Annotated in this window: 19 protein-coding genes and 2 pseudogenes; 12 read left to right on the plus strand and 9 right to left on the minus strand. The window is 71.6% G+C overall.

Annotation, left to right across the window (positions count from 1 at the left end):
- Positions 1 to 28: 28 nt before the first annotated feature.
- Both iolB and iolD read left to right on the plus strand, forming a co-directional pair.
- Entirely contained in the window at positions 29 to 943 is a 915-nt protein-coding gene (iolB, locus tag MRBLWS13_RS15455) for a 5-deoxy-glucuronate isomerase (protein WP_349426222.1), read from the plus strand.
- Positions 943 to 2,856, plus strand: a complete 1,914-nt coding sequence (gene iolD / locus MRBLWS13_RS15460; protein ID WP_349426223.1) for a 3D-(3,5/4)-trihydroxycyclohexane-1,2-dione acylhydrolase (decyclizing) — start codon at positions 943 to 945, stop codon at positions 2,854 to 2,856. Before iolB ends, iolD begins: the two co-directional genes overlap by 1 nt.
- A gap of 211 nt (positions 2,857 to 3,067) precedes the next feature.
- On the opposite strand, the gene MRBLWS13_RS15465 is transcribed toward iolD, so the two are convergent.
- Together MRBLWS13_RS15465 and MRBLWS13_RS15470 are read right to left on the minus strand one after the other, a co-directional pair.
- The gene (locus MRBLWS13_RS15465) at positions 3,068 to 4,195 is read right to left on the minus strand and encodes a Gfo/Idh/MocA family oxidoreductase (protein WP_349426224.1); all 1,128 of its coding nucleotides are present in this window, start codon (positions 4,193 to 4,195) and stop codon (positions 3,068 to 3,070) included.
- Positions 4,195 to 5,001, minus strand: coding sequence for a sugar phosphate isomerase/epimerase (locus MRBLWS13_RS15470; protein ID WP_349426225.1), 807 nt, complete (start codon positions 4,999 to 5,001; stop codon positions 4,195 to 4,197). Before MRBLWS13_RS15470 ends, MRBLWS13_RS15465 begins: the two co-directional genes overlap by 1 nt.
- A gap of 129 nt (positions 5,002 to 5,130) precedes the next feature.
- On the opposite strand from MRBLWS13_RS15470, the gene MRBLWS13_RS15475 reads away from it, so the two are divergent.
- Genes MRBLWS13_RS15475 through MRBLWS13_RS15485 form a run of 3 tightly spaced genes read left to right on the plus strand, consistent with a single transcriptional unit; the run spans position 5,131 to position 6,222 of the window.
- Positions 5,131 to 5,754, plus strand: coding sequence for a helix-turn-helix domain-containing protein (locus MRBLWS13_RS15475; RefSeq protein ID WP_349426226.1), 624 nt, complete (start codon positions 5,131 to 5,133; stop codon positions 5,752 to 5,754).
- A 13-nt stretch (positions 5,755 to 5,767) separates the two neighbouring features.
- Positions 5,768 to 6,034 carry a hypothetical protein gene (locus MRBLWS13_RS15480; protein ID WP_349429124.1) on the plus strand — a complete coding sequence of 89 codons (267 nt, stop codon included), beginning with the start codon at positions 5,768 to 5,770 and terminating at the stop codon, positions 6,032 to 6,034.
- Positions 6,034 to 6,222 (plus strand): DUF2871 family protein, encoded by a 189-nt coding sequence (locus MRBLWS13_RS15485; protein WP_349429081.1) that lies wholly within the window; start codon positions 6,034 to 6,036, stop codon positions 6,220 to 6,222. Before MRBLWS13_RS15480 ends, MRBLWS13_RS15485 begins: the two co-directional genes overlap by 1 nt.
- Here MRBLWS13_RS15485 and yidC read toward each other — a convergent pair.
- Complete coding sequence (gene yidC / locus MRBLWS13_RS15490) at positions 6,201 to 6,953, minus strand: membrane protein insertase YidC (RefSeq protein WP_349426227.1); 753 nt, start codon at positions 6,951 to 6,953, stop codon at positions 6,201 to 6,203. The genes MRBLWS13_RS15485 and yidC overlap by 22 nt on opposite strands.
- Before the next feature lie 100 nt (positions 6,954 to 7,053).
- Positions 7,054 to 7,383 carry a DUF6412 domain-containing protein gene (locus MRBLWS13_RS15495; protein WP_349426228.1) on the minus strand — a complete coding sequence of 110 codons (330 nt, stop codon included), beginning with the start codon at positions 7,381 to 7,383 and terminating at the stop codon, positions 7,054 to 7,056.
- Between the two features lie 668 nt (positions 7,384 to 8,051).
- On the opposite strand from MRBLWS13_RS15495, the gene MRBLWS13_RS15500 reads away from it, so the two are divergent.
- Entirely contained in the window at positions 8,052 to 10,184 is a 2,133-nt protein-coding gene (locus MRBLWS13_RS15500; RefSeq protein ID WP_349426229.1) for a DEAD/DEAH box helicase, read from the plus strand.
- A 130-nt stretch (positions 10,185 to 10,314) separates the two neighbouring features.
- Here MRBLWS13_RS15500 and MRBLWS13_RS15505 read toward each other — a convergent pair whose 3' ends face one another.
- The gene (locus tag MRBLWS13_RS15505; protein ID WP_349426230.1) at positions 10,315 to 10,920 is read right to left on the minus strand and encodes a hypothetical protein; all 606 of its coding nucleotides are present in this window, start codon (positions 10,918 to 10,920) and stop codon (positions 10,315 to 10,317) included.
- A gap of 361 nt (positions 10,921 to 11,281) precedes the next feature.
- On the opposite strand from MRBLWS13_RS15505, the pseudogene MRBLWS13_RS15510 reads away from it, so the two are divergent.
- From MRBLWS13_RS15510 to MRBLWS13_RS15525, 4 genes and pseudogenes are all read left to right on the plus strand, one after another.
- Positions 11,282 to 12,229, plus strand: a pseudogene (locus MRBLWS13_RS15510) (pyridoxal-phosphate dependent enzyme); the annotation flags it as partial.
- Positions 12,230 to 12,435: 206 nt separating this feature from the next.
- Positions 12,436 to 13,596: a cystathionine gamma-synthase gene (locus MRBLWS13_RS15515; protein ID WP_349426231.1), complete on the plus strand. Its 1,161-nt coding sequence runs from the start codon at positions 12,436 to 12,438 to the stop codon at positions 13,594 to 13,596.
- Between the two features lie 220 nt (positions 13,597 to 13,816).
- Entirely contained in the window at positions 13,817 to 15,856 is a 2,040-nt protein-coding gene (locus MRBLWS13_RS15520) for an NAD(P)-binding protein (protein WP_349426232.1), read from the plus strand.
- 74 nt (positions 15,857 to 15,930) lie between these two features.
- Positions 15,931 to 17,490, plus strand: coding sequence for an SLC13 family permease (locus MRBLWS13_RS15525; RefSeq protein ID WP_349426233.1), 1,560 nt, complete (start codon positions 15,931 to 15,933; stop codon positions 17,488 to 17,490).
- Positions 17,491 to 17,607: 117 nt separating this feature from the next.
- On the opposite strand, the gene MRBLWS13_RS15530 is transcribed toward MRBLWS13_RS15525, so the two are convergent.
- Positions 17,608 to 18,138 (minus strand): SDR family oxidoreductase, encoded by a 531-nt coding sequence (locus tag MRBLWS13_RS15530; RefSeq protein ID WP_349429082.1) that lies wholly within the window; start codon positions 18,136 to 18,138, stop codon positions 17,608 to 17,610.
- Positions 18,139 to 18,189: 51 nt separating this feature from the next.
- Between MRBLWS13_RS15530 and MRBLWS13_RS15535 the strand changes: the two genes are divergently transcribed.
- Positions 18,190 to 18,765 (plus strand): helix-turn-helix domain-containing protein, encoded by a 576-nt coding sequence (locus tag MRBLWS13_RS15535; protein WP_349426234.1) that lies wholly within the window; start codon positions 18,190 to 18,192, stop codon positions 18,763 to 18,765.
- Positions 18,766 to 18,785: 20 nt separating this feature from the next.
- Positions 18,786 to 19,112: an ATP-dependent DNA ligase gene (locus MRBLWS13_RS15540; RefSeq protein WP_349426235.1), complete on the plus strand. Its 327-nt coding sequence runs from the start codon at positions 18,786 to 18,788 to the stop codon at positions 19,110 to 19,112.
- A gap of 234 nt (positions 19,113 to 19,346) precedes the next feature.
- Here the strand turns inward: MRBLWS13_RS15540 and MRBLWS13_RS15545 are convergent.
- The 3 genes and pseudogenes from MRBLWS13_RS15545 to MRBLWS13_RS15555 form a co-directional block, all read right to left on the minus strand.
- Positions 19,347 to 19,637: pseudogene (locus MRBLWS13_RS15545) on the minus strand (hypothetical protein); the annotation flags it as partial.
- Between the two features lie 37 nt (positions 19,638 to 19,674).
- Positions 19,675 to 21,096 (minus strand): aspartate aminotransferase family protein, encoded by a 1,422-nt coding sequence (locus MRBLWS13_RS15550; protein ID WP_349426236.1) that lies wholly within the window; start codon positions 21,094 to 21,096, stop codon positions 19,675 to 19,677.
- Positions 21,097 to 21,340: 244 nt separating this feature from the next.
- The gene (locus MRBLWS13_RS15555) at positions 21,341 to 22,327 is read right to left on the minus strand and encodes a substrate-binding domain-containing protein (protein ID WP_349426237.1); all 987 of its coding nucleotides are present in this window, start codon (positions 22,325 to 22,327) and stop codon (positions 21,341 to 21,343) included.
- Positions 22,328 to 22,427: the final 100 nt, after the last annotated feature.

A 22,427-nucleotide genomic window follows, 5' to 3' on the forward strand; every position in this document is an offset into this window, starting at 1 on the left:
CCATACGATCGATTCACGAGAGCACGAGATGAGCACTACGGACCAGCGCTGGTTCCACCGCCGCGGCGACCTCGCCCGTGAGGGGTGGGAGAGCGTCGTGGACGCATCGATTGCCGGATGGCAGCACACCGGCATCCGTGTCGCCGAGATTGCAGAGGGACAGTCGCTGACGCTCGACGACCGGAGTGTGGAGCGGATCGTCGTCCCGCTCGCCGGATCGTTCAATGTGCTGCACCGCCACGACCCGGGGGAGTGGGAGACCCGACTGCGCGGCCGGCGCTCCGTGTTCGACGGCCCGACGGACGTGCTGTACCTCCCGACGGGAACGACGGCGGAGATCCGCGGCCGCGGGCGCGTGGCGATCGCCGAGGCGCCGACGACCGAGGTGCGGCACTGGCAGTACGTCCCGCCATCCGACACCTTCGTCGAACTGCGGGGGGCGGGGCGCTCGAGCCGCCAGGTGCACAACTTCGGCACCCCGCGCGCGATCGACGCGGCCCGTCTCATCGTGTGCGAGGTGATCACGCCGGCTGAGAACTGGTCGTCGTACCCGCCGCACAAGCACGACGAGCACGTGCCCGGTCACGAGTCGCGCCTCGAGGAGATCTACTACTTCGAGACGGCGCCGGTGGCGGGGGCGCCGTCGGCGGCGGATGCCGCTTTCGGCATGTTCAGCACCTACTCCTCGCCCGCGGGTGAGATCGACATCAACGCGATGGTGCGCACGGGCGACATCGCGCTCGTGCCCTTCGGGTATCACGGACCGGCCGTCGCGGCTCCGGGCTACGACCTGTACTACCTCAACGTCATGGCCGGCCCCGATCCTGAGCGCGAGTGGCTGATCAGCGACGACCCCGCGCACGCCTGGGTGCGCGACACCTGGACCGGGCAGAGCATCGACGAGCGGCTGCCGTTCACCGAGCACAAGGAGGGTCGCAACTGATGGGCGCGACGAAACGGATGACGGTCAGCCAGGCGCTCGTGGAGTTCCTGGCCCACCAGTGGACCGTCGACGGCGAGATCCGCGAGCGCACGATCCCCGGCATGTTCGGCATCTTCGGCCACGGCAATGTCGCGGGCATCGGCCAGGCGCTCAAGCAGCTGAACGTCGAGGACCCCTCCCTGATGCCGTACCACCAGGCCCGCAACGAGCAGGCGATGGTGCATCAGGCCGTCGGCTACGCGCGCATGCACCGGCGACGCGGAACGTACGCGTCGGCCGCCTCGGTGGGTCCGGGCGCGGCGAACATGCTGACCGCCGCCGCCCTCGCGACAGCCAATCGCCTCCCGGCGCTGCTGCTTCCCAGCGACACCTTCGCGACCCGGGTCGCCGACCCCGTGCTGCAGCAGCTCGAGCAGCCGTGGGACATCGGCCTGACCGTGAACGACGCGTTCCGCCCGCTGTCTCGGTTCTTCGACCGCGTGCAGCGGCCCGAGCAGCTGTACTCGATCGCCCTCGCGGCGATGCGGGTGCTCACCGACCCCGTCGAGACGGGCGCCGTGACGATCGCCCTCCCCGAGGACGTGCAGGCCGAGGCGCTCGACGTGCCCGCCGAGTTCCTGCAGGACCGCGAGTGGCACCTCCGTCGTCCGCTGCCCGAGCGCGGTGCACTGGCTCGTGCCGTCGCGGCGATCCGCGGCGCGAAGAACCCCTTCATCGTCGCGGGCGGCGGCGTGATCTACTCCGGCGCCGAAGACCAGCTCCGCGCGCTCGTCGAGGCCACCGGCATCCCGGTCGGCACCACGCAGGCCGGCGGCGGAGCCCTGAACTGGGACCACCCGCAGAACCTCGGAGGGGTCGGAGCGACCGGCACGCTCGCGGCCAATCGCCTCGCCGCCGAGGCCGACGTCATCATCGGCATCGGCACGCGCTACAGCGACTTCACCACCGCGTCGCGCACCGCGTTCCAGAACCCCGATGTCGTGTTCGTCAACATCAACGTCGCCTCGTTCGACGCGTACAAGCACGGCTCGCAGCTGCCCGTGATCGCCGACGCCCGCGAGGCGCTGGCGGCGCTCGCCCTCGAGCTCGAGGGCTTCGCGGTCGCGGGCGGGTACGCCGAGCGCATCGCGCGCCAGAAGGCGGAGTGGGATGCCGCGGTCGACGCGGCGTTCGCGCCCTCGGGGCGCGCGCTGCCCGGCCAGCCCGAGATCCTCGGCGCGGTGCAGTCCGCCAGCGCCCCCGAGGATGTCGTCGTGCAGGCCGCGGGTTCGCTGCCGGGCGACCTCCATAAGCTGTGGCGCGTCCGCGACCCGCTGGGCTACCACGTCGAGTACGCGTTCTCGTGCATGGGCTACGAGATCGCGGGCGGGCTCGGGGCCAAGCGCGGGCTCCTCGCCGACGGCGACGACCGCGACGTCATCGTGATGGTCGGCGACGGGTCGTACCTCATGCTCAACACCGAGCTCGTGACCGCGGTCGCCGAGGGCATCAAGATCATCGTGGTGCTGATCCAGAACCACGGCTTCGCGTCGATCGGGCACCTCTCCGAGACGGTCGGCTCCGAGCGCTTCGGCACCTGGTACCGCGAGTACGACGGCGAGGCCCGCAACTTCCAGGGCGGGAAGGTCCTACCCGTCGATCTCGCGATGAACGCGCGCAGCTACGGCCTCGACGTCATCGAGGTCGAGCCCGGCACCTCCGCCATCGACGACCTGAAGGCGGCCGTCGCGCAGGCGAAGGCATCCGACCGGTCCACGTTCATCCACATCAACAGCGACCCGCTGATCTACGCCCCCGACGGTGCCGGCTGGTGGGATGTGCCTGTCGCCGAGGTCTCGACGCTCGACAGCACGCAGGAGGCCCGCGACGCATACCTGACGCAGCAGAAGGCTCAGCGCCCGCTGCTCGGCTGAGGCCGGGCCCACGCGGTGCGGCGTGGCGTCCACAGCACACGATGTCGTCGACATCACACGTTCCGACCGCGCGCGGCGTGTGATCTCGGCGAGAGGACGTGATCTCGGCGCGGGCGCGGGCGCGGGCGCGGGCGTAGGCCGCGGCATCCGTCCCGTCATGACGAAGGCCCCCTGCCGCGTGGCAGGGGGTCCTCGAGTGAACCGGTGTGGGTCAGAGCGTGGAGGCGAGCGGGTCGAAGTCCGCGGCCAGCGAGCCGACCTCGCCGAGGGTGCTCTGCACCTCGACGTAGGTGCGCGATTCTGCGGCCTCTTCGATCGACAGCAGCGTGTCGAGCACGTGGTAGCCGAACTCGCCGGTGGCGATGTGCGGGCGGCCGTCGCGGATCGAGCGGGCCATGTCGAGCAGACCGAGGCCGCGACCGGCGAGGACGCCCTCCTGCGGCACCTGGAGGATCTCCTGCTCCCGCAGGGAGACGTCGGTGAGCGGGCGGGTGATCGTGATGTCGCCGCCGAAGGTGTTCGGGTCGGGGATCACGATCGTGCCCTCGGTGCCGTTGATCTCGACGATGCCGTGGCGCAGCAGCGGGGAGTCGGTGCTGTACAGGCTCTGCGCCTGACCGCCCTGCTCGAACTCCATCAGCACCGACAGCGTCGACGGGATCTCGACGGGGAACTCCTGGCCTGCGAGCTCTCCAGACTTCACGGTGCGGGTCTCGACGCCGCGGAGGCCGAGCGCGGCGACCGAGGCGACCGGGCCGAACACGTGCACGAGGGTGGACACGTAGTACGGGCCCATGTCGAGCAGCGGACCGGCGCCCTTGGCGTACAGGAACGCCGGGTTCGGGTGCCAGAGCTCCGGACCCTGCCACTGGAAGGTCGTCGTCGCGAACAGCGGGCGGCCGATGTCGCCGCGGGCGATTGCACGCTTCGCGGTCTGCACGCCCGGTCCGAGCACGGTGTCGGGTGCAACGCCGACGCGCAGGCCGGCGGCATCCGCCTTCTGCAGCAGTCGCTGGGATTCCTCGCGGTCGACGCCGATCGGCTTCTCGGTCCACACGTTCTTGCCGGCGGCGATGATCGCCTCCGACACCTCGACGTGCACGGCCGGGATCGTGAGGTTGACGACGATCTCGATGTCGGGGTCGTTCAGCACGACGTCGACGCCGCCGGCACGCGGCACGCCGTACTTCTCGGCCTGCGCCTTGGCGCGGTCCTCGATCACGTCGCCGATGGCGATCACGCGCACGTCGGGGAAGCTGGTGAGGTGCGTCAGGTACTGGTCGCTGATGTTGCCTGCGCCGATGATGCCGACGCCGACGGCTCCGGAAGAGGCGGCCATCAGACGGCGACCTTCTCGTCGAGGAAGACGCGGCTCTGCTCGACGGCGTCGAACAGGTCGCCGTGGAAGTGGTCGAACTCGACGATCGCGACCTCGAGAGCGGATGCCGCGGCCAGCGCCTCCTCGAGGGGCACGACGCCCTGGCCCGCGGGGACCTGGTCGGCTGGCGGGTAGGCCGCGACGGCCTCGGGGTCGAGCGTGCCGTCCTTGACGTGCACGGCGATCACGCGGTCGCCGAGCGTCTGCAGCAGCGTCGGCGAGGCGACGCCGGCGCGGGCGACCCAGTACAGGTCGACCTCGAGCACGACGCGCTCATCGAGCAGGTCGGCGAGGACCTCGAGGCCGGTCTTGCCGTCGAAGGTCGTCTCGAGCTCGTGGGCGTGGTTGTGGTAGCCGACGCGGATGCCGCGCGCGGCGCCGATCTCGGCGGCGGCGTTGAGCTGCCGGGCGATCTCGGCGATGTGCTCCCGGCTCTGCCAGAGGGCGGGGTCGGTGTAGGGCTCGATGACCGTCGTCATGCCGAGGATGTCCGCGGCGTCGAAGACGGCCTCGGGAGTGGGAACGGGACGAGTCGTCGTCGTGCCGTCGGGGTTGACGAACGAGGACGACGCGAGGAACGCGTGACCGGTGGGCGCGGCGATGCCGTTGGCCTTGAGGGCGGCGGCGAGGGGCTCGGCCCGCCGCACGAAGTCGTAGGGCTCGGCGGCGGTGAAGCCGCGGGAGGCGAGCTCGGCGAGGGTGCCGTCGAGGTCGGCCTCGAGTGCGTCCTTGACGGTGAACAGCTGGATGGATGTCTGGACCGGCATCGGTCGCGCTCCTTCGTTGTCTGCTTTGACGGGTGTCTGAGTGGCGTCGACGGGCGGGGATCGCCCGGACCGCATCACGCTACCACGAAAACCTCCAGGTGGAGGTTTTTATTCGGTAGCATGGGTCGCATGGCGGATGAGGAGCACCAGCCGGCCCTGCGTGGGTCGTACGCGAAGGGCGTGGCCCGCCGCCAGGAGATCCTCGACCGGGCCATCGAGGTGTTCGCGCGGCGCGGTTCCGACCGCACGAGCCTGCGCGCCATCGCCGAGGAGGTCGGCGTCACCCACGCCGCACTGAAGCACTACTTCGGCTCGCTCGAAGAGCTGCTCGTCGAGGTGTACCGCGAGTCCGAGCGTCGCGGCGACGACGAGCACCCGGCCGACGCTGACATGACGCCGGTGGAGATGCTGCGCGGCTGGACCGAGTCGAACCGCGAGGTGCAGGGACTCGTGCAGCTCTACTCGACGCTCGTGGCGTCGGCCCTCGAGGAGGGGCATCCGGCCGCACGGGAGTTCGCCACCACCCGCTTCGCCCGCGTCCGCGCCGATCTCGCCGCGCGCGTGCGCCGCAACCAGGCGACCGGACGCATCCGGTCCGACGTCGACCCGATGGCCGTCGCCGCACTCGTGATCGCGGCATCCGACGGCCTGCAGACCCAGTGGCTGCTCGACGTGGACGCGCCGCAGGACGCCGCACTCACCCTGCTCGATCAGTTGCTCAGCGGGAGCACCGCGACCGAGCCGTCGGCTTGAGCAGGACGAACGCATGCCCCGCAAGAGCAGCGGTCGCCGGTTCGCCGCCGACCTGACCCACGCGGTGTCGAGCCTCTTCCGCCTCGCACCGGCACCCGCGCCGCGGTGGGCGATCGGACTGCGCGCCGCCGTGGCGATGACGGTCCCGATCGCCGTGATGACGCTGCTGGACCGCCCCGACCTCGGATTCCAGGCGGCCACCGGGGCCTTCGTCGCCCTGTACGCCACCCATCTGCCGGTCCTCGAGCGGCCGTTGTCATCCTCACCTCCGCGACGCTGATCTGGCACGGTTCGCTCACCGTCCTCGGGCTCGAGTCGTCGAACGCGATTTCGGGCATCGCCGGCACCGGGCACATCCTGCTCACGGCGGGCATGGTGCTGCTTTGCCCGGCTCTCGGTCGCGCTCTGCGCCGCACGTCGGCGCCGGAGGAGCGGATGCCGCAGGCTCAGGTCGCCGCCAGGGGGTAGAGGCGCCGGAGCACCAGCCGCTGCGCCAGCGTCCACGAGACGGTGACGGCGAGGTACAGGGCGGCCGCCAAGGGGACGAACAGCGCGAAGACCGCGGTCGTGAATTGCAGCAGCCCCGCCACTCGTGCCATCCCCGCACCCGCCCAGGGCTCGGCATCCGGTGATCCGTCGACCGGCGGCTGGAATGCGCGGCGCGTGAGCTCAGCGACGACGACGATCACCGCGAGCACTCCTGCGAAGACGCCCCAGGTCGAACCTGTCGCTGCGCCGGTCGCGACCGCTCCGACCAGGCTGGCCCCCAGCGGCACACCGAACAGCTGCTCGACCAGCAGGGCGTTGGCGTGCCCCGCGATCGCGGTGTGAAGGAACAGCGCGTACACGATGGCCACGACGGGCGCTTGCGCGAGCATCGGCAGGCACCCGGCGAAGGGCGAGGCCTTCTCGTCGGCGTACAGCTTCATCGTCTCGCGCTGCAGACGTTCGGGGTCGCGCTTGTGGCGCCGCTGCAGCTCTCTGAGCCTCGGGGCCAGGCGGCTGCGCATCTGCTCCGCCTTCGCCTGTGCGATGCCGGCAGGCACCAGCGCGGTACGGACGAACAGGGTGAGAAGGACGACGGATGCCGCGGCCGCGGCGGATCCGGCGAGGGGCTCGAGCAGGGCCGAGAGGCCCATGAGGAGGGAGTAGGCCGCGTCGAGGATCGCGGCGATGGGCGGAAAGGCGTAGAGGTCCAAGGTGTGTCCGTTCGTCTGGTGTCGGTTCGTGGCATGTGGCCACGACGGCGCCGGCGGACGTGGAAGCGCCCCGCGGGTACGGGGTCGGACGTGCGTCGGGCTACGCGGCCAGTGCCGCGAACCCGGGTGCGCGCGGACGGGAGTGCCCCGGAGCGTCGGGATGGCTCTGGGTGAGTCGCGTGAAGTCGCCGATCGCGCGGCGCGGGTGGGCTGTCGCGACGACGGCGCGGACAGGCTCGGCGCGGAGCGCGACGGCGACAGCAAGCCGAGCGAGCGCGGCGAGGGAGACTGCGGCAGCGGTGGCCGCCGCGACCGTGAGCCCGCCGGCGCCGGGCGTCGCGACGGTGGCGAGGAGCTCTGCCAGCGGGCGCAGCGCGACGGCGAAGACCTCGAGAATCAGGCGAAGCGCGACGCCGATCGATTCGAGCACTGCCGCCTCCTCCCGCCGGCTTCACGGTAACACCCGACGTCGAGCGGGATCGAGCCGCGCGGCGCCGGATCGTGCGCGTCGCGGGGCGGGACCCTCTCGTAGACGCCGATGAACTTCCGGTTCACACTGGGTCGCTGAACTTCCGGTTCACGCTGGGTCGTTGAACTTCCGGTTCACGCTGGGTCGTTGAACTTCCGGTTCACGCTGGGTCGTTGAACTTCCGGTTCACGCTGGGTCGTTGAACTTCCGGTTCGCACAGATGGTCGAGTCCTGCACGTCATCGTGTGTGAACCGGAGGTTCAGTGATGGTCTGTGAACCGGAAGTTCAGTGATGGTCTGTGAACCGGAAGTTCAGTGCCAAAACGAACACGACCCGCCGCCACGGCAGCGACTCCGCCGACGCCCGCGACGCGGCTGGACCCGCGACGCCACGCCGACGGCGACGCCGACAAGCCCAGCCTCGCGGGGAGGAGACGGCGGGTGGAGCGACGCGCACGGCGGGCGGAGCGACGCGGACGGGCGGGCGGAGCGAAGCGGCAGCGCACCAATGCAGGGGCGTCGAGCAAGCGATGGTGCCTTTCCTCCACAGACGGACTGGAGATCGCGCCATCCCCACCGCGGCTCATGTGACGCCCCTGGCGTCGGCGGCATGAGGCAGGGTGGAGGGCGTGACCGCGACGACCGATACCCGCACCGGAGCCCTCGAGGTGCTGCGCGCGCTCGTCGGGCGCGACGACGCCGATTTCCACGACGGGCAGTACGAGGCGATCGAGGCGCTCGTCGACGACCGCCGGCGTGCGCTCGTGGTGCAGCGCACCGGGTGGGGCAAGTCGGCCGTCTACTTCGTCTCGACGCTTCTCCTGCGCCGTCGAGGTACCGGACCCACGGTGCTCGTCTCCCCGCTTCTCGCGCTGATGCGCGACCAGATCGCGGCCGCCGCACGAGCCGGGGTGCGCGCGGTCAAGATCGACTCCACGAACGCGCACGAATGGGGCGACGTGCTCGGCCGGCTCGAGCGCGACGAGGTCGACGTGCTCCTCGTTTCGCCGGAGCGCCTCAACAACCCGTCCTTCCGAGATGAGCAGCTGCCGCAGCTTGTCGCCCGCATCGGACTGCTCGTCGTCGACGAGGCGCACTGCATCAGCGACTGGGGGCACGACTTCCGGCCCGACTACCGGCGCCTGCGCGATCTGATCGCCCGGATGCCCGCCGGTGTCCCCGTGCTCGCGACCACCGCGACGGCCAACAGCCGCGTGGTGTCCGACGTCGCCGAGCAGTTGGATGCCGGCAGCGCCTCGGGCGGGGGAGCGGATGCCGCATCCGCAGGCGTGGTCACCATCCGAGGTCCGCTGGCACGGGCCTCGCTCCGGTTGGGGGTGCTGCGTCTGCCCAACTCGCCGAGCCGGCTGGCCTGGCTGATCAGCCACCTGGGCGATCTCCCCGGCTCGGGGATCATCTACACGCTGACGGTCGCGGCGGCGAACGACACCGCCCGCCTCCTCCGTGAACGCGGCTACGACGTCCGGGCCTATACCGGGCAGACGGACACCGACGAGCGTGAGGAGTCCGAGGCGCTCCTCAAAGACAATCGCGTCAAGGCTCTCGTGGCGACCAGCGCACTCGGCATGGGCTTCGACAAGCCCGACCTCGGCTTCGTGGTGCACCTCGGTGCTCCGTCGTCGCCGGTGTCCTACTACCAGCAGGTCGGCCGCGCCGGGCGTGCCACCGAGTCCGCCGATGTGCTGCTCCTCCCCGGCACCGAGGACCGCGAGATCTGGCAGTACTTCGCAACGGCGTCGATGCCCGACCGTGAGCGCGCCGAGCGCGTGCTGTCGGCGCTTTCAGCCGCGACCGCGCCGATGTCGACGCCCGCGCTGGAGGCGGTGGTCGACATCCGCCGCACGCCCCTCGAGCTGCTGCTGAAGGTGCTGGATGTCGACGGTGCGGTGGCGCGCGTGCGCGGCGGATGGACGGCGACCGGCGAGGCGTGGACCTACGACGAGGAGCGCTATCGCCGCATCGCTGCCGAGCGCGTCGCCGAGCAGGAGCACATGGTCGAGTACGAAGAGACCTCGGGCTGCCGCATGGAGTTCCTGCAGCGGTCCCTCGACGACGACACCGCCGTGCCCTGCGGCCGGTGCGACAACTGTGCGGGCACCTGGTTCCCGACCGCGATCGCCGAGGGAGCGACGGATGCCGCGGCCGCGGCTCTCGACCGCGTCGGCGTGCCGATCGAGACGCGACGGCAGTGGCCCACCGGCGCCGATCGGCTGGGCGTGCCCGTCAAGGGCCGCATCGCCGTGGACGAGCAGGCCGGCGAGGGTCGCGCGCTCGCACGTCTCACCGACCTCGGCTGGGGCGGCGTCCTGCGCGATCTCTTCGCCGCCGCCGCCGCGGATGCGCCCGTTCCGCCCAACGTGCTCGGCGCGTGCGTGCGCGTCCTCGCCGAATGGGGCTGGGAGACGCGCCCGGTAGCGGTGGTGGCGATGCCGTCGCGCGCCAAGCCGCAGCTGGTGGACTCGCTCGCCCGCGGCATCGCCGAGGTCGGGCGCCTGCCCTTCCTCGGGTCGCTCGACCTCGTCGACGGCGGACCCACGGGTCAGCCGGGTGGGAACAGCGCGTTCCGGCTGGCGGGGGTGTGGGACCGGTTCTCGGCCGCGGGCCTCGACATCCCTGCGGGTCCCGTTCTGCTGGTCGACGACCGGGTGGACAGCGGCTGGACTCTCACCGTCGCCGCGCGCGAGCTGCGCCGCGCCGGTGCCGCTGCCGTGCTTCCGTTCGCCCTGGCACTCCGCGGCTGACACCGGGCCCACTGTTCGCGCGCTTCGTCTCGCTGGCGTTCGCTCAGCGACCGGGGCGACGCCGCGGCCGCGCGCCGGTCGCGGTCGTTGAGGAGGCGCCGCAGATCGAGGAGAAACGTGGCGCCGCTGCTCAGCCGCTGGTCGGCGGTGTCGGTCGTGGCCGGCGCACGATGAGGTAGATCACAGCGCCGGCTACCAGCAGGATGAGCACAACGACCCATGGAACCCAGTTCATCGGTGACGCGGTGGTATCGCCCGCCTCCGCGGTAGGCGACGGAGACGACGTCTGCGAGGGCGACGGTGACGCGCTGGGCGTCGGCGTGCGTGTCGCCGTCTGCTCCGGCTCGGGCGTTGCCGTGAGCTCGGGAACCACCGTGGGCGCCGGCTCGGGCACCACCGTCGGTTCGGGTTCGGGTTCGGGTTCGGGTTCGGGCTCGGGTGTGGGTTCAGGCGTGGGTTCCGGTGCCACGGTCGGCTCAGGCGTCGGCTCGACGGTCGGCTCGAGAGTCGGCTCCGCCGTGGGCACAGGCGTCCGCGTCGGCAGGATCGGCGTCCGCGTGGGGAGGTCCGTGGGCAGGGTCGTGGGCACGCCCGTCGGAAGCGTCGTCGGCAGAGCGGTCGGGATCGGGATCCCGCCGTTGCCGCAGCCGGCCAGGAGCGTGAGCGCGGCGGCGACGGCGAGCCCCGCCAGCACTCGGGCGGCGCGGGCGCCCCGCGGCGGCGATTCGCGTGTCACACGGGGATGCGGCATCCGATTCCTCCACAGGGGTCTTGGCCGCATGCTAGGCCCGCGCGCCGGTGGCGGCCCGGATTCGGGTCGAGACACACCGGCCCCGCGCGAGAGGCCGCATCCACGCCGGCCCGGCATGACCCCGTGTGACGCCGCGTGTCGCCGTGTCGCGGCATCCGTTATCGGCGTCTCTGCGCCGTGGCCGCCAACGGCGTCCTCGACGCCGCCCCCGGTGAGCGCCTAGACTGGCGCCCGTGTTGACCTGTCGGTGTTGTCGCCCCTGCTGCTGAAGCGTTCGCTTCGCACAGACCTCCGCGACCCCGCCAACCTTCCGCGCTCCCGCGCGGGCAACACTCCAGGACTCATCGTGCGTTACGCCCAGAGCGTGGCCGACCTCGTCGGCAACACCCCCCTCGTCCGCCTGACCCGTGTCACCGACGGCATCGCCGCCACCGTGCTGGCCAAGGTCGAGTACTTCAGTCCCGGCGGCTCCGCCAAGGATCGCATCGCCCGCCGAATCATCGACGCCGCCGAACGCGACGGTCTGCTCGAACCCGGCGGCACGATCATCGAACCCACGAGCGGCAACACCGGCGTGGGCCTCGCGCTCGTGGCGGTGCAGCGCGGCTATCGCATGATCTTCGTGGTGCCTGACAAGTTCGCGGGTCCGAAGGTCGACGTGCTGCGGGCCTACGGCGCCGAGGTCGTGGTGACCGACACGAGCGTGCCGCCCGAAGACCCGCGCTCGTACTACAGCGTGTCGGATCGGCTCGTCCGCGAGATCCCCGGCGCGTTCAAGCCGAACCAGTTCGCGAATCCGAACGGGCCGCTGAGCCACTACGAGACGACGGGGCCGGAGATCTGGCGCGACACCGACGGTCGCGTGACGCATTTCGTCGCCGGCATCGGCACCGGCGGCACCATCACCGGCACGGGCCGGTACCTGCACGAGGTGTCGGGCGGCACGGTGCGGGTGATCGGCGCCGACCCCGAGGGCTCGATCTACTCGGGCGGCCCGCTCCACGGCTACCTCGTCGAGGGCGTCGGCGAGGACTTCTGGCCCGACAGCTACGACCCCGCGGTGCCCGACGAGATCCATCGCGTCTCCGATGCCGAGACGTTCGAGATGACCCGCCGTCTCGCCCGCGAGGAGGGTCTCCTGGTCGGGGGATCGAGCGGGATGGCGGTCGTCGCCGCGCTGCGCACCGCCCGCGAGCTGCCTGCCGACGACGTGGTCGTCGTGCTGCTGCCCGACCACGGCCGCGGCTACCTCAACCGCTTCTACGACGACGACTGGATGCGGGACCACGGGTTCGAGGTGAGCCGCGCCGAACCCACGCTCGTTGAGCGAGCGAGGAACGAGCGAGACGAAGCGCCTGCACGCGGCGCACACCTTGGCCCCGAGGCATCCGCGCAGGTCCCGGTCGTTGAGCGAGCGAGGAACGAGCGAGACGAAACGCCTGCACGCGGCGCACACCTTGGCCCCGAGGCATCCGGATCCACCCACGAAGGAGCACCCGCATGACCGAGCCCACGAACGACTCCGGTTTCGAGACCCGCGCGGTGCACGCCGGTCAGGCCTTCGACCCCACCACCGGGGCCGTGATCCCGCCGGTGCACTTCTCCACGACGTACGCGCAGGACGGCATCGGCGGGCTCCGCGAGGGCTACGAGTACGGTCGCAGCGGCAACCCGACCCGCACCGCTCTCGAGACGCAGCTCGCCGCGCTCGAAGGCGGCGCGCATGCCCTGTCGTTCGCGTCGGGACTCGCCGCCGAGGATGCGCTGCTGCGCGCCGCCCTCAAGCCCGGCGACGAGGTGCTGCTCGGCAACGACGTCTACGGCGGCACCTATCGGCTCATCGCGCGCGTGCTCGGCGCGTGGGGCATCGGCGTGCGCGTGGTCGACATGAGCGACCTCGGCGCGGTGCGCGCGGCCCTCGAGGAGCGCCCGGCGCGCATCGTGTGGGTCGAGACCCCCAGCAACCCCCTGCTGCGCATCACCGACATCGCCGGGCTCGTGAGGCTCGGCCATGACGCTGGCGCCCTCGTCGTGGTCGACAACACCTTCGCGTCGCCCGCGCTGCAGCAGCCGCTGGCCTTCGGCGCCGACGTGGTGGTGCACTCGACCACGAAGTATCTCGGCGGCCACTCGGACGTCGTCGGCGGCGCGCTCGTGCTCAACGACGAGGCCCTGTACGGCGAGGCGAAGTTCCTGCAGTTCGCCGTGGGCGCCGTCTCCGGCCCCCTCGACGCGTGGCTCACCACCCGCGGCGTCAAGACGCTGGCCCTGCGCATGCGACGGCACAGCGAGAACGCGCACGCGATCGCCGAGTTCCTGTCGGGCCACGAGGCGGTCGAGCGCGTGTACTACCCCGGCCTGCCGTCGCACCCCGGGCACGAGGTCGCCGCGCGGCAGATGAGCGGGTTCGGCGGCATCGTCTCGGTCGCGCTGGCGGATGCCGCATCCGCCCGCCGCTTCGCCGAGTCGACGCGCCTGTTCCAGCTGGCCGAATCGCTCGGGGGCGTCGAGTCGCTCATGAACTACCCCGACGAGATGACGCACGCCTCGGTGCGCGGCACCGAGCTCGCCGTCCCGCCCGAGGTGGTGCGCCTGTCAGTCGGCATCGAGTCGGTCGCCGACCTCCTCGCCGACCTCGACCAGGCCCTCGCCGGCCTCTGACCCGGGCCCGCGCCCCGCGCCCCGCGCCCCGCGCCGCGGCCACCCGGTGTCCCCGCGTCCCTTTGTTGACATGCGCTGAACGTACGCGACACGCCTCACACGCCGTACGTATAGCGCAAGTCAACGGGGACGGTGAGGCGCGGGGACGCGAGCACGCGAGCGCGGCGAGCGGTGAGGCGCGGGGCGGGAAGGTGAGAGGGGCGGTCCTAGGCTCGGAGGCATGACCGCGCGCCCCGGCATCCGCTCCTCCGTCCTCGCGCAGCCGCTGCGGATCGGCGCCGTCGAGGTGCCGAACCGCATCATGCAGACCGCGCACTCGAAGCAGTACTCCGACCGGGTCGAGTCCGACCGCGAGACCGCGTACTACGTGCGCCGTGCGCAGGGCAGCTGCGGGCTGTTCGTGGCCGGCAACCACTTCGTGCACCCGACCGGTTCGATCCGCGGCTTCGAGGACGCGTACCGCCCCGAGGGCGTCGCCGCATCGAAGCGGATGACGGATGCCGTCCACGAGGCGGGCGCGAAGATCTTCGTGCAGCTCAACCACCACGGCGCGCAGGCGCAGCCCGACGGTCCAGAAGGTCCGCGGGCGGTATACGCGCCGTCGCGCGTCCTGTCGCCGTCGACCGCGCACGCGACCCGCGAGATGGATCGCGCCGACATCGCGGCGTTCATCGACGGCTGGGCGCTGTCGGCGGTGCACGCGCGCGACGGCGGATTCGACGGCGTCGAGATCCACATGGCACACGGCTACCTGCTGCATCAGTTCCTCTCGCCGCTCTACAACGCCCGTGGAGACGAGTACGGCGGCGACCTCGAAGGACGCACGCGATTTCCGCGCGAGGTGCTGCGCGCCGTGCGGGAGTGGGTGGGCGACGACTTCACCGTCGGCATCCGCATCGTCGCGAACGAGTTCCACCCCGACGGGATCGACGGCGCCGGCATGCGCGAGGTCGTCGCACGCCTGCGTGCAGAGGCCCGCATCGACTTCCTCGACCTCGCGGCCGGCGGCTACCACAACGTGCACTACGTGTTCCCGTCCTCGCCTATGCCGTACGCCTGGCTGCGCGACGACGTCGCCGCGGTGAAGGCCGCGAACCCCGACGTCCCCGTGTTCGGCGTCGGCGCCGCCCGCTCGGTCGAGGACGCGGAGGAGGTCGTCGCCTCCGGCATCGCCGACATGGTCGCGCTCACCCGCGCCCAGATCGCCGACCCCGACCTCGGCCGCAAGCTGATCGGAGTCGAGCCCGTCGACAGGGGCGAGTCCGGCATCCGTCACTGCATCCGCCTGAATCAGGGATGCCTCGGCCGCGGCAGCCGCGGACTCGCGATGTCGTGCACGGTCAACCCGCTCGCCGGGCGCGAGCTCGAGCGGGGCGAGCGGCCGGGCGCGTCGTCGCCGCAGCGGTGGATCGTCGTGGGCGGCGGCCCGGCCGGGATGCGCGCCGCCGTCGAGCTCGCCACCGACGGGCATGCGGTCACCCTCGTCGAGCGCGCGGACGGACTCGGCGGCCAGCTGCGCCTCGCCCGCCGGGTGCCGGGGCGCGAGAGCGTCGGGCTGCTCGTCGACGACCTCGAGCGCGACCTCGCGGCCCTCGGCGTGACGGTGCGGCTCGGGGTCGACGCGGACGCCGGCCTGCTGCGGGCCGAAGGTGCGGACGGCATCGTTGTCGCGACCGGCGCCATCGCCCCGGTGACCACCTCGCTCGCCCTTGGCGGCGCGTACGCCGGAGGTTTCCCCGCCGAGGGCACCACCGACGCCTTCACTGCGGTCGCACCCGCGGCCGAAGTGCCGCTCGGCCGGCGGATCGCGGTGGTGGATGCCGACGGCACGGCGTACGCCGCCGGGATCGTGCTCACTCTGCTCGAGCGCGTCGACGAGCTCGAGCTCGTGACGCCGTTCGAGACCGTTTTCCCGCACATCGGGGCCGGATACGACCGGCCGCTGCTGCTCGAGCGCCTCGGTGCGCACGGCGGGTTCCAGCGCCGCCCGGCACACCTCGTGGAGCGGATCGAGCCGGGCGCCGTGACGGTGCGCGACACGCTGACCGGCGCCGTGGAGATGATCCCGGGCGTCGACGCGGTGGTGGCCGTCGAGCCGCGTGCGTCGGTCGGCATCCCTGGCCTGGTCACGGACACGCCGGCCGCGCCGCGGGTCGTGACAATCGGCGATGCATTCGCACCTCGCACGATCGATGCGGCGCTCTTCGAGGCCGTCGAGCTCGCGTACGACGTCGCGGGGCTGGCGACGCTGCGCGGCTGACGCGGCGGTCCGACCGGGCCCAGCGAGCAGGCAGCCGACCGACCTGGTGCGGGGCCGGTGGCTACGCTGGGCGCGTGGACCCCGTCACCGCAACCCTCGTCATCCTGGTGCTCGCGGTGATCGCGTTCGTGAGCAACCGCGTGCCGATCGGGATCGTCGCGATCGCCGTCGCGCTCGCCCTGTTCTTCACCGGCGTCCTCACCCTGCCGCAGGCCCTGGCGGGCTTCGGCGATCCGACCGTGCTGTTCATCGCGGCACTGTTCGTCGTGAGCGAGTCGCTCGACGCGACTGGCGTCACCGCCTGGGCGGGCCAGAAGGTGATCGGCCGCGCCGGCACCAAGCGCGCCACGCTCGTCACCGTGATCTCGCTGCTGGTGGCGGTCCTGACCGCCCTCATCAGCATCAACGGCGCCGTCGCCGCGCTGCTCCCGCTGGTCGTCGTGGTCGCATCGCGTGCCGGCATCGCGTCGTCGAAGCTGCTCATGCCGCTCGCCTTCGCGGCGTCCGCCGGCTCGCTGCTCCTGCTGACCGGCACGCCGGTCAACATCATCGTCTCGGAGTTCGCCGCCGGCGCGGGAGGGAGGGAGTTCGGGTTCTTCGAGTTCGCGCTCGTCGGCATCCCGGTGCTGCTCGGCACCGTCGTGATCCTGCTGCTCGGCGGTCGGCTGGTGCCGGAGCGGAAGGGTGCGATCATGCCCGTCGACCTGGTGCGGCACGCGCGCATGCTGCGCCAGCAGTATTCGCTGACGCTCGACACCGGCGTGCTCCTCGGCCCGGACTCCGGGGTGACAGAGGTCGTCGTCGCGCCGCGGTCGCCGCTGATCGGCGAGCGGGTGTGCGCCGGGATGACGACGCCCGACGGTGACCTCGTCGTGCTGGCGGCGCGACGAGGCGACGAGCACCTGAAAGGCACCGAGTTCATCGTGCAGTCCGGCGACGCGCTCCTGCTCCAGGGGGCGTGGGACGACCTGACGCGGCGGACGCAGGAGCCCGGTGTGCTGGTGGTCGACGATCCGGCGCAGCTGCGCCGGTCGGTGCCGCTCGGGCGCGGCGCCAAGCGCGCGATCGGCATCCTCCTGGCGATGATCGTGCTCCTCGCGACCGGCCTCGTACCGCCGGCGGTGGCCGCGCTGCTGGCGGCGTGCGCACTCGTGCTCACGCGCACCGTCACGGTGACGGCGGCGTACCACGCGATCTCGTGGACGACCGTCGTGCTCATCGCGGGCATGATCCCACTGTCGACGGCATTCATCAGCACCGGCACGGCCGACCTGGTCGCAGAGGGCATGCTGTCGCTGCTGGGCGAGGCGGGCCCCCACGTGGCGCTGCTCGCGCTGTGCGGGATCACGCTGGTGCTCGGTCAGCTGATCAGCAACACCGCCACGGTGCTCATCGTGGCGCCGATCGCCATCTCGGTCGCGCACGCGCTGGACCTGTCGGTGCAGCCCTTCATGATGGCGCTCGCGGTCGCGGGTGCGGCGGCGTTCCTCACGCCCATCGCGACGCCCGCGAACCTCATGGTGATGGAGCCGGCGGGCTACCGGTTCGGCGACTACTGGAAGCTGGGGCTGCCGCTCGCGCTGTTCTTCTTGGCGGTCGCGGTCCTCTACGTGCCGCTCATCTGGCCGTTCTAGCCGTCCAGTTGTGCGCTCGCCTGTCGCGATCCGCGGATCGGCGTCGCAGATCGCGACAGGGGAGCACGTGGTGCGCGACGCCTCGGCGGCTCGGGTCAGCCGGGACGTCGCGGATTCTTACGCGGCCGACCAGCCGCCGTCGCTGGCGAGGTTCTGGCCGTTGACGTTGATGCCGTCGTCGCTCAGCAGGAAGGTGATCGACGCGGCGAGGCGGTCGGGCGTCACCGGCGGCGCCATGACAGCCATGCCCGTGCGCACGCGGTCGGCGCCCAGCGCCGAGTTGAACTTCGCCTCGATGTTGGTGATCACGGCGCCCGGCGCGACGGCGTTGACGCGGATGCCGCTGGGGCCGTACATGAACGCGCTCGACTTCGTGAGGCCGACGACGGCGTGCTTCGACGCGGTGTAGGCGGCGCCCGCGGACGAGCCGCGCAGGGATGCCTCGGACGAGGTGTTCACGATCGACCCGCTGCCCTGCGCGAGCATGGCGGGGATGACGGCGCGCATCAGCTTCATGGTGCCGGTGACGTTCACGCGGAACACGCGATCCCAGACGGCGTCGGTGACCTCGCCGACGGGGGTCATGTCATCCATGATCCCGGCGATGTTGGCGAGAGCGTCGATCCGGTCGCCGGCCGCCTCGATGATCTGGACAACGCCCTCTTACCGGACAACTTTGTCCGGTACTAGGCTACACCCGTGCCCAGCACCGCATCCCCCCGTGCGCGGCCCCGCCAGAATCGCGGCCCCGCCGCCGCCGCCGACAACCGTCGCGCCCTCATCGCCGCCGCGCGCGAGGTGTACGCCGAAGGCGGCCTGGGCGCGCCGTTCAGCGCCGTCGCCAAGCGCGCGGGCGTGGGGCAGGGCAGCCTCTACCGCCACTTCCCCGACCGCACCGCCCTCGCCGTCGCAGTCTTCGAAGACAACGTGCGCGAGCTCGAGGAGTACACGTCGGCCTCCGAGCGGACGGTCGACGACCTGCTGGACCGGGTCGTCGACCAGGTGGTCGTCTCGACAGCCTTCATCGAGCTGATCACCGCCGATCTCACCGATACGCGGGTGGCTGTGCTCGGAGCCCGGTTCCGGGCCCTGGTGGAGCGTCTCGTCGCCCGCGACCGTGCCGCCGGCCGCATCGGGAGCCACATCGAGACGGACGACGTGACGCTGGCGACCGGCATGCTGGCGACCGAGCTCGCCCGCTCCGACACCGCGCAGCGACCGGACGTCGCGCGCCGTGCCCGCGCCCTCTTCGCCGCTGCATTCGCACCGCGGTGATGCAGCGCTAGGCTCCTGCCATGGGACGGTTCATCTACGACACGAACGCCAATTCGGTGGACATCGACGACCGCACGCTGGCCCATCTCCGCATCGTTGTGATGAACAAGCTGCGCCGTTCCGAGCCCTTCATGTTCGACGTCGAGATCGGCGACGGCAGCGGTCGCCGCAGCTTCTGGATCCACCCGTCGGTGCCGATCCAGTTCCACTTCTTCGGAAGCCGTCAGCCGCGCATCAACCGCCGCTGGGTCGAGGAGCTGATGCTCGCCGCGAGCGGGCCGAACGGGCTCACGATCCTTCCCGAGCCTGCCGAAGGAGACGAGTCGTCGCAGCCCGAGCCCTCTTGAGGGTGCGCCGCGACCTTCGGGATGCCGATCCCCGCCGAGATCGGTGACCGGCGCGGGCGACGGAGTGGTCGCCTAGGACGGGACGTCCTCGCCTGTCACCTCGGTGCCGCCGACGGTGAGGCGGTCGACGTCGATGTGCTCCACGTCGACTTTGCCGAGTGACACGTCGGCTCCCGCTTCGAGCGCCGCCGCTCCTGCGCCGTCGGCGACCGGCGCCGGACCGGTGTCGAAGTGCTCTGCGACCAGCAGGATGCCGCCGGTCGAGCTGGCGGAGTTCGCAAGCTCCTCGATCCACTGGCGGCTGAGCTCGGAGGGCTCGGGGTCGTCGAAGACGAACCGGAGCGGGATCGACGGGTGCAGCCAGATCGTGCTGCGCCCCCGCGGCTGATCCTCGGGGTGGGCCCACGAGACGGTGAAGCTCTCATCGCGTCGGAGCTTGGTCGCAATCACGACCTTGAGGTGCGCCAATGCGCGGTCCTCGATATGGATCGGCATCGCGCCGCCGCCGTAGTAGATCGTGCCCACGCGCCAACACTAACCCTCGCGACCGCCTGCCGATGCCTCAGAGCCGCGTCCACGCCTCCGTGAGCACGCTGCGGAGGATCTGCTCGATCTCGTCGAACTCCTTCGGGCCGACCGTCAGGGGCGGCGCGAGCTGGATGACGGGGTCGCCGCGGTCGTCGGCGCGGCAGTAGAGACCGGCATCGAACAGCGCCTTGGAGAGGAACCCGCGCAGCAGCCGCTCGGACTCGTCGTCGTCGAAGGTCTCCTTCGTTGCCTTGTCCTTGACGAGCTCGATCCCGAAGAAGTAGCCGTCGCCGCGCACGTCGCCGACGATGGGCAGATCGTTGAGCTTCTCGAGCGTCGACCGGAACACCGGCGAGTACTCGCGCACCCGCTCGTTGAGCCCCTCCTCCTCGAAGATGTCGAGGTTCTCGAGCGCGACCGCGGCCGACACCGGGTGACCGCCGAAGGTGTAGCCGTGGTAGAACGCGCGGTCACCGTGAGCGAAGGGCTCGTATATGCGGTCGCTCACGATGGTCGCGCCGATCGGCGAGTAGCCGCTGGTCATGGCCTTGGCGCACGTGATCATGTCGGGCACGTAGCCGTAGGCGTCGCATGCGAACATGTGGCCGATGCGGCCGAAGGCGCAGATGACCTCGTCCGAGACGAGCAGCACGTCGTACTTGTCGCAGATCTGACGCACCCGCTGGAAGTATCCGGGGGGCGGCGGGAAGCAGCCGCCGGAGTTCTGCACCGGCTCGAGGAAGACCGCCGCCACGGTGTCGGGGCCTTCGAAGAGGATCATCTCCTCGATGCGGTCCGCGGCCCACACGCCGAAGGTCTCGAGGTCGTCGGCGGGCGCGCCCATGTCGGCGGCGCGATAGAAGTTGGTGTTCGGCACCCGGAAGCCGCCGGGCGTCACCGGTTCGAACATCGACTTCATGGCCGGGATGCCGGTGATCGCGAGGGCGCCCTGCGGGGTGCCGTGGTACGCGACCGAGCGCGAGATGACCTTGTGCTTGGTGGGCTGGCCCTGGATCTTCCAGTAGTACTTGGCGAGCTTGAACGCGGTCTCGACGGCTTCGCCGCCGCCGGTGGAGAAGAACACCTTGTTGAGGTCGCCGGGCGCGTAGTCGGCCAGGCGGTCGGCGAGCTCGATGGCGGCCGGGTGCGCGTATGACCAGATGGGGAAGAAGGCGAGCTGCTCGGCCTGCTTCGCGGCGACCTCCGCAAGGCGCCGGCGACCGTGACCGGCGGCCACGACGAACAGGCCGGCGAGACCGTCGATGTACTGCCTGCCCTGGGAGTCCCAGATGTGGTGGCCCTCACCCTTGACGATGATCGGAACGCCGGGGCCGTCCGTCATCACCGACTGGCGGGCGAAGTGCATCCACAGGTGGTCTTTCGCCATCTGCTGCAGCTCGGACTCGCTCCTCGCGGCGCGGTCGGTGCGGGCGTGGCGTTCGGTCGAGATCGACATGTGGAGCCTTCCGTCGGACGTGCTTCCCACGCTACTCGCGTGCCCCGCGGGCGCGGATGGGACGTTTCGTCCGGTTCGGATGCCGCAGTCGCCGGACCGTCCGGACCTCCGGGTCTCCGGCATCCATCGTCCTTCGGGCGGTTTTTGGGGCGCGGGAGTGACGTTCGGGGCGCACGCCGTACGCCCCGGACGACACTCGTGCGCCCCGAACGCGCGAGGAGGGTCGCGGGGCAGGGTCAGCGACTCAGGTCGAGCCGCGCTCGATGAGCTGCGTCGCGAGCACGAGGGGCGACGGGGGCAGAGGAGCGCCGGAGGCGGCCTCGGTGAGCGCCGTGACGGCGGCCGCCGCCATCTCGCGGATCGGCTGGCGCACGGTGGTGAGCGGCGGGGTGAGCCAGCGGGCGCCGCGCAGGTCGTCGAAGCCGACGACGAGCACGTCGTCGGGGATGCGCCGCCCCGTCGCCGCGGCTGCGGAGTACACGCCCGCCGCCATCTCGTCGGAGCACGCGAAGACGCCGAGCCGATCGCCCGGCCGGAGCCCGCGCAGGACGGGCAGCGCGGCCTCGCGCGCCGCCGCTCCGCCCCAGTCGGCCTGCACCGCGACCAGGTCGGCGTCCGGGCGGACGAGTCGCAGCGCCTCGCGGAAGCCGGTGTTGCGTGCGCGGCCGTAACGGTACGGCGGCGACCCCAGCACCACCGCGAAGCGGGTGGCGCCGCGCTCTGCCAGGTGCATCGCCGCTGCTGCGCCGCCCTCGCGGTCGGTCGTGCGAACGCTCGTGAGCCCGCGCGACGTCTCGGCCTGCGGATCCATCAGCACGACCGGGATCTCGGCATCGTTCAGCGCCGCGAGCTGCGACGCCGTCGGCGAGATGAGTCCCAGCACCACGCCCGCCGAGCCGCGCCTGCGGATGCGCATCGGCCAGTCGTCGTCGGGGGTGTCGCGTTCCTCGGTCAGCACGAGGTCGTAGCCGGCGGCGGCCGCGGCGCTGCGGGCGCCGGCGGTCACCTCGTCGGAGTAGGCGTTGTGGAACCAGCCGAGCACCAGGTCGACCAGGCGCGCGGATCCCGGCGGCCGCCCGCCGACGGCCGGGTCACGCGTATAGCCGAGAGTGCGGGCGGTCGTCAGCACGCGACGCCGGGTTGCGGCGGCGAGATCACCGCGGCCGGACAGCGCGCGGGATGCCGTCGCTACGCTGACCCCCGCTGCCGCCGCCACGGCTGCGAGGCTCACGCGCGCAGACACCGGCCGCCTGCGCTTGACGCTTCCCCGTGAGACGTCATCCGACCGCCGAGACCGCGGGTGATCCCCACGGTCTCGGCGATCGGATGAC

It is taken from the genome of Microbacterium sp. LWS13-1.2 (assembly GCF_040144835.1).
Lineage (GTDB): Bacteria > Actinomycetota > Actinomycetes > Actinomycetales > Microbacteriaceae > Microbacterium.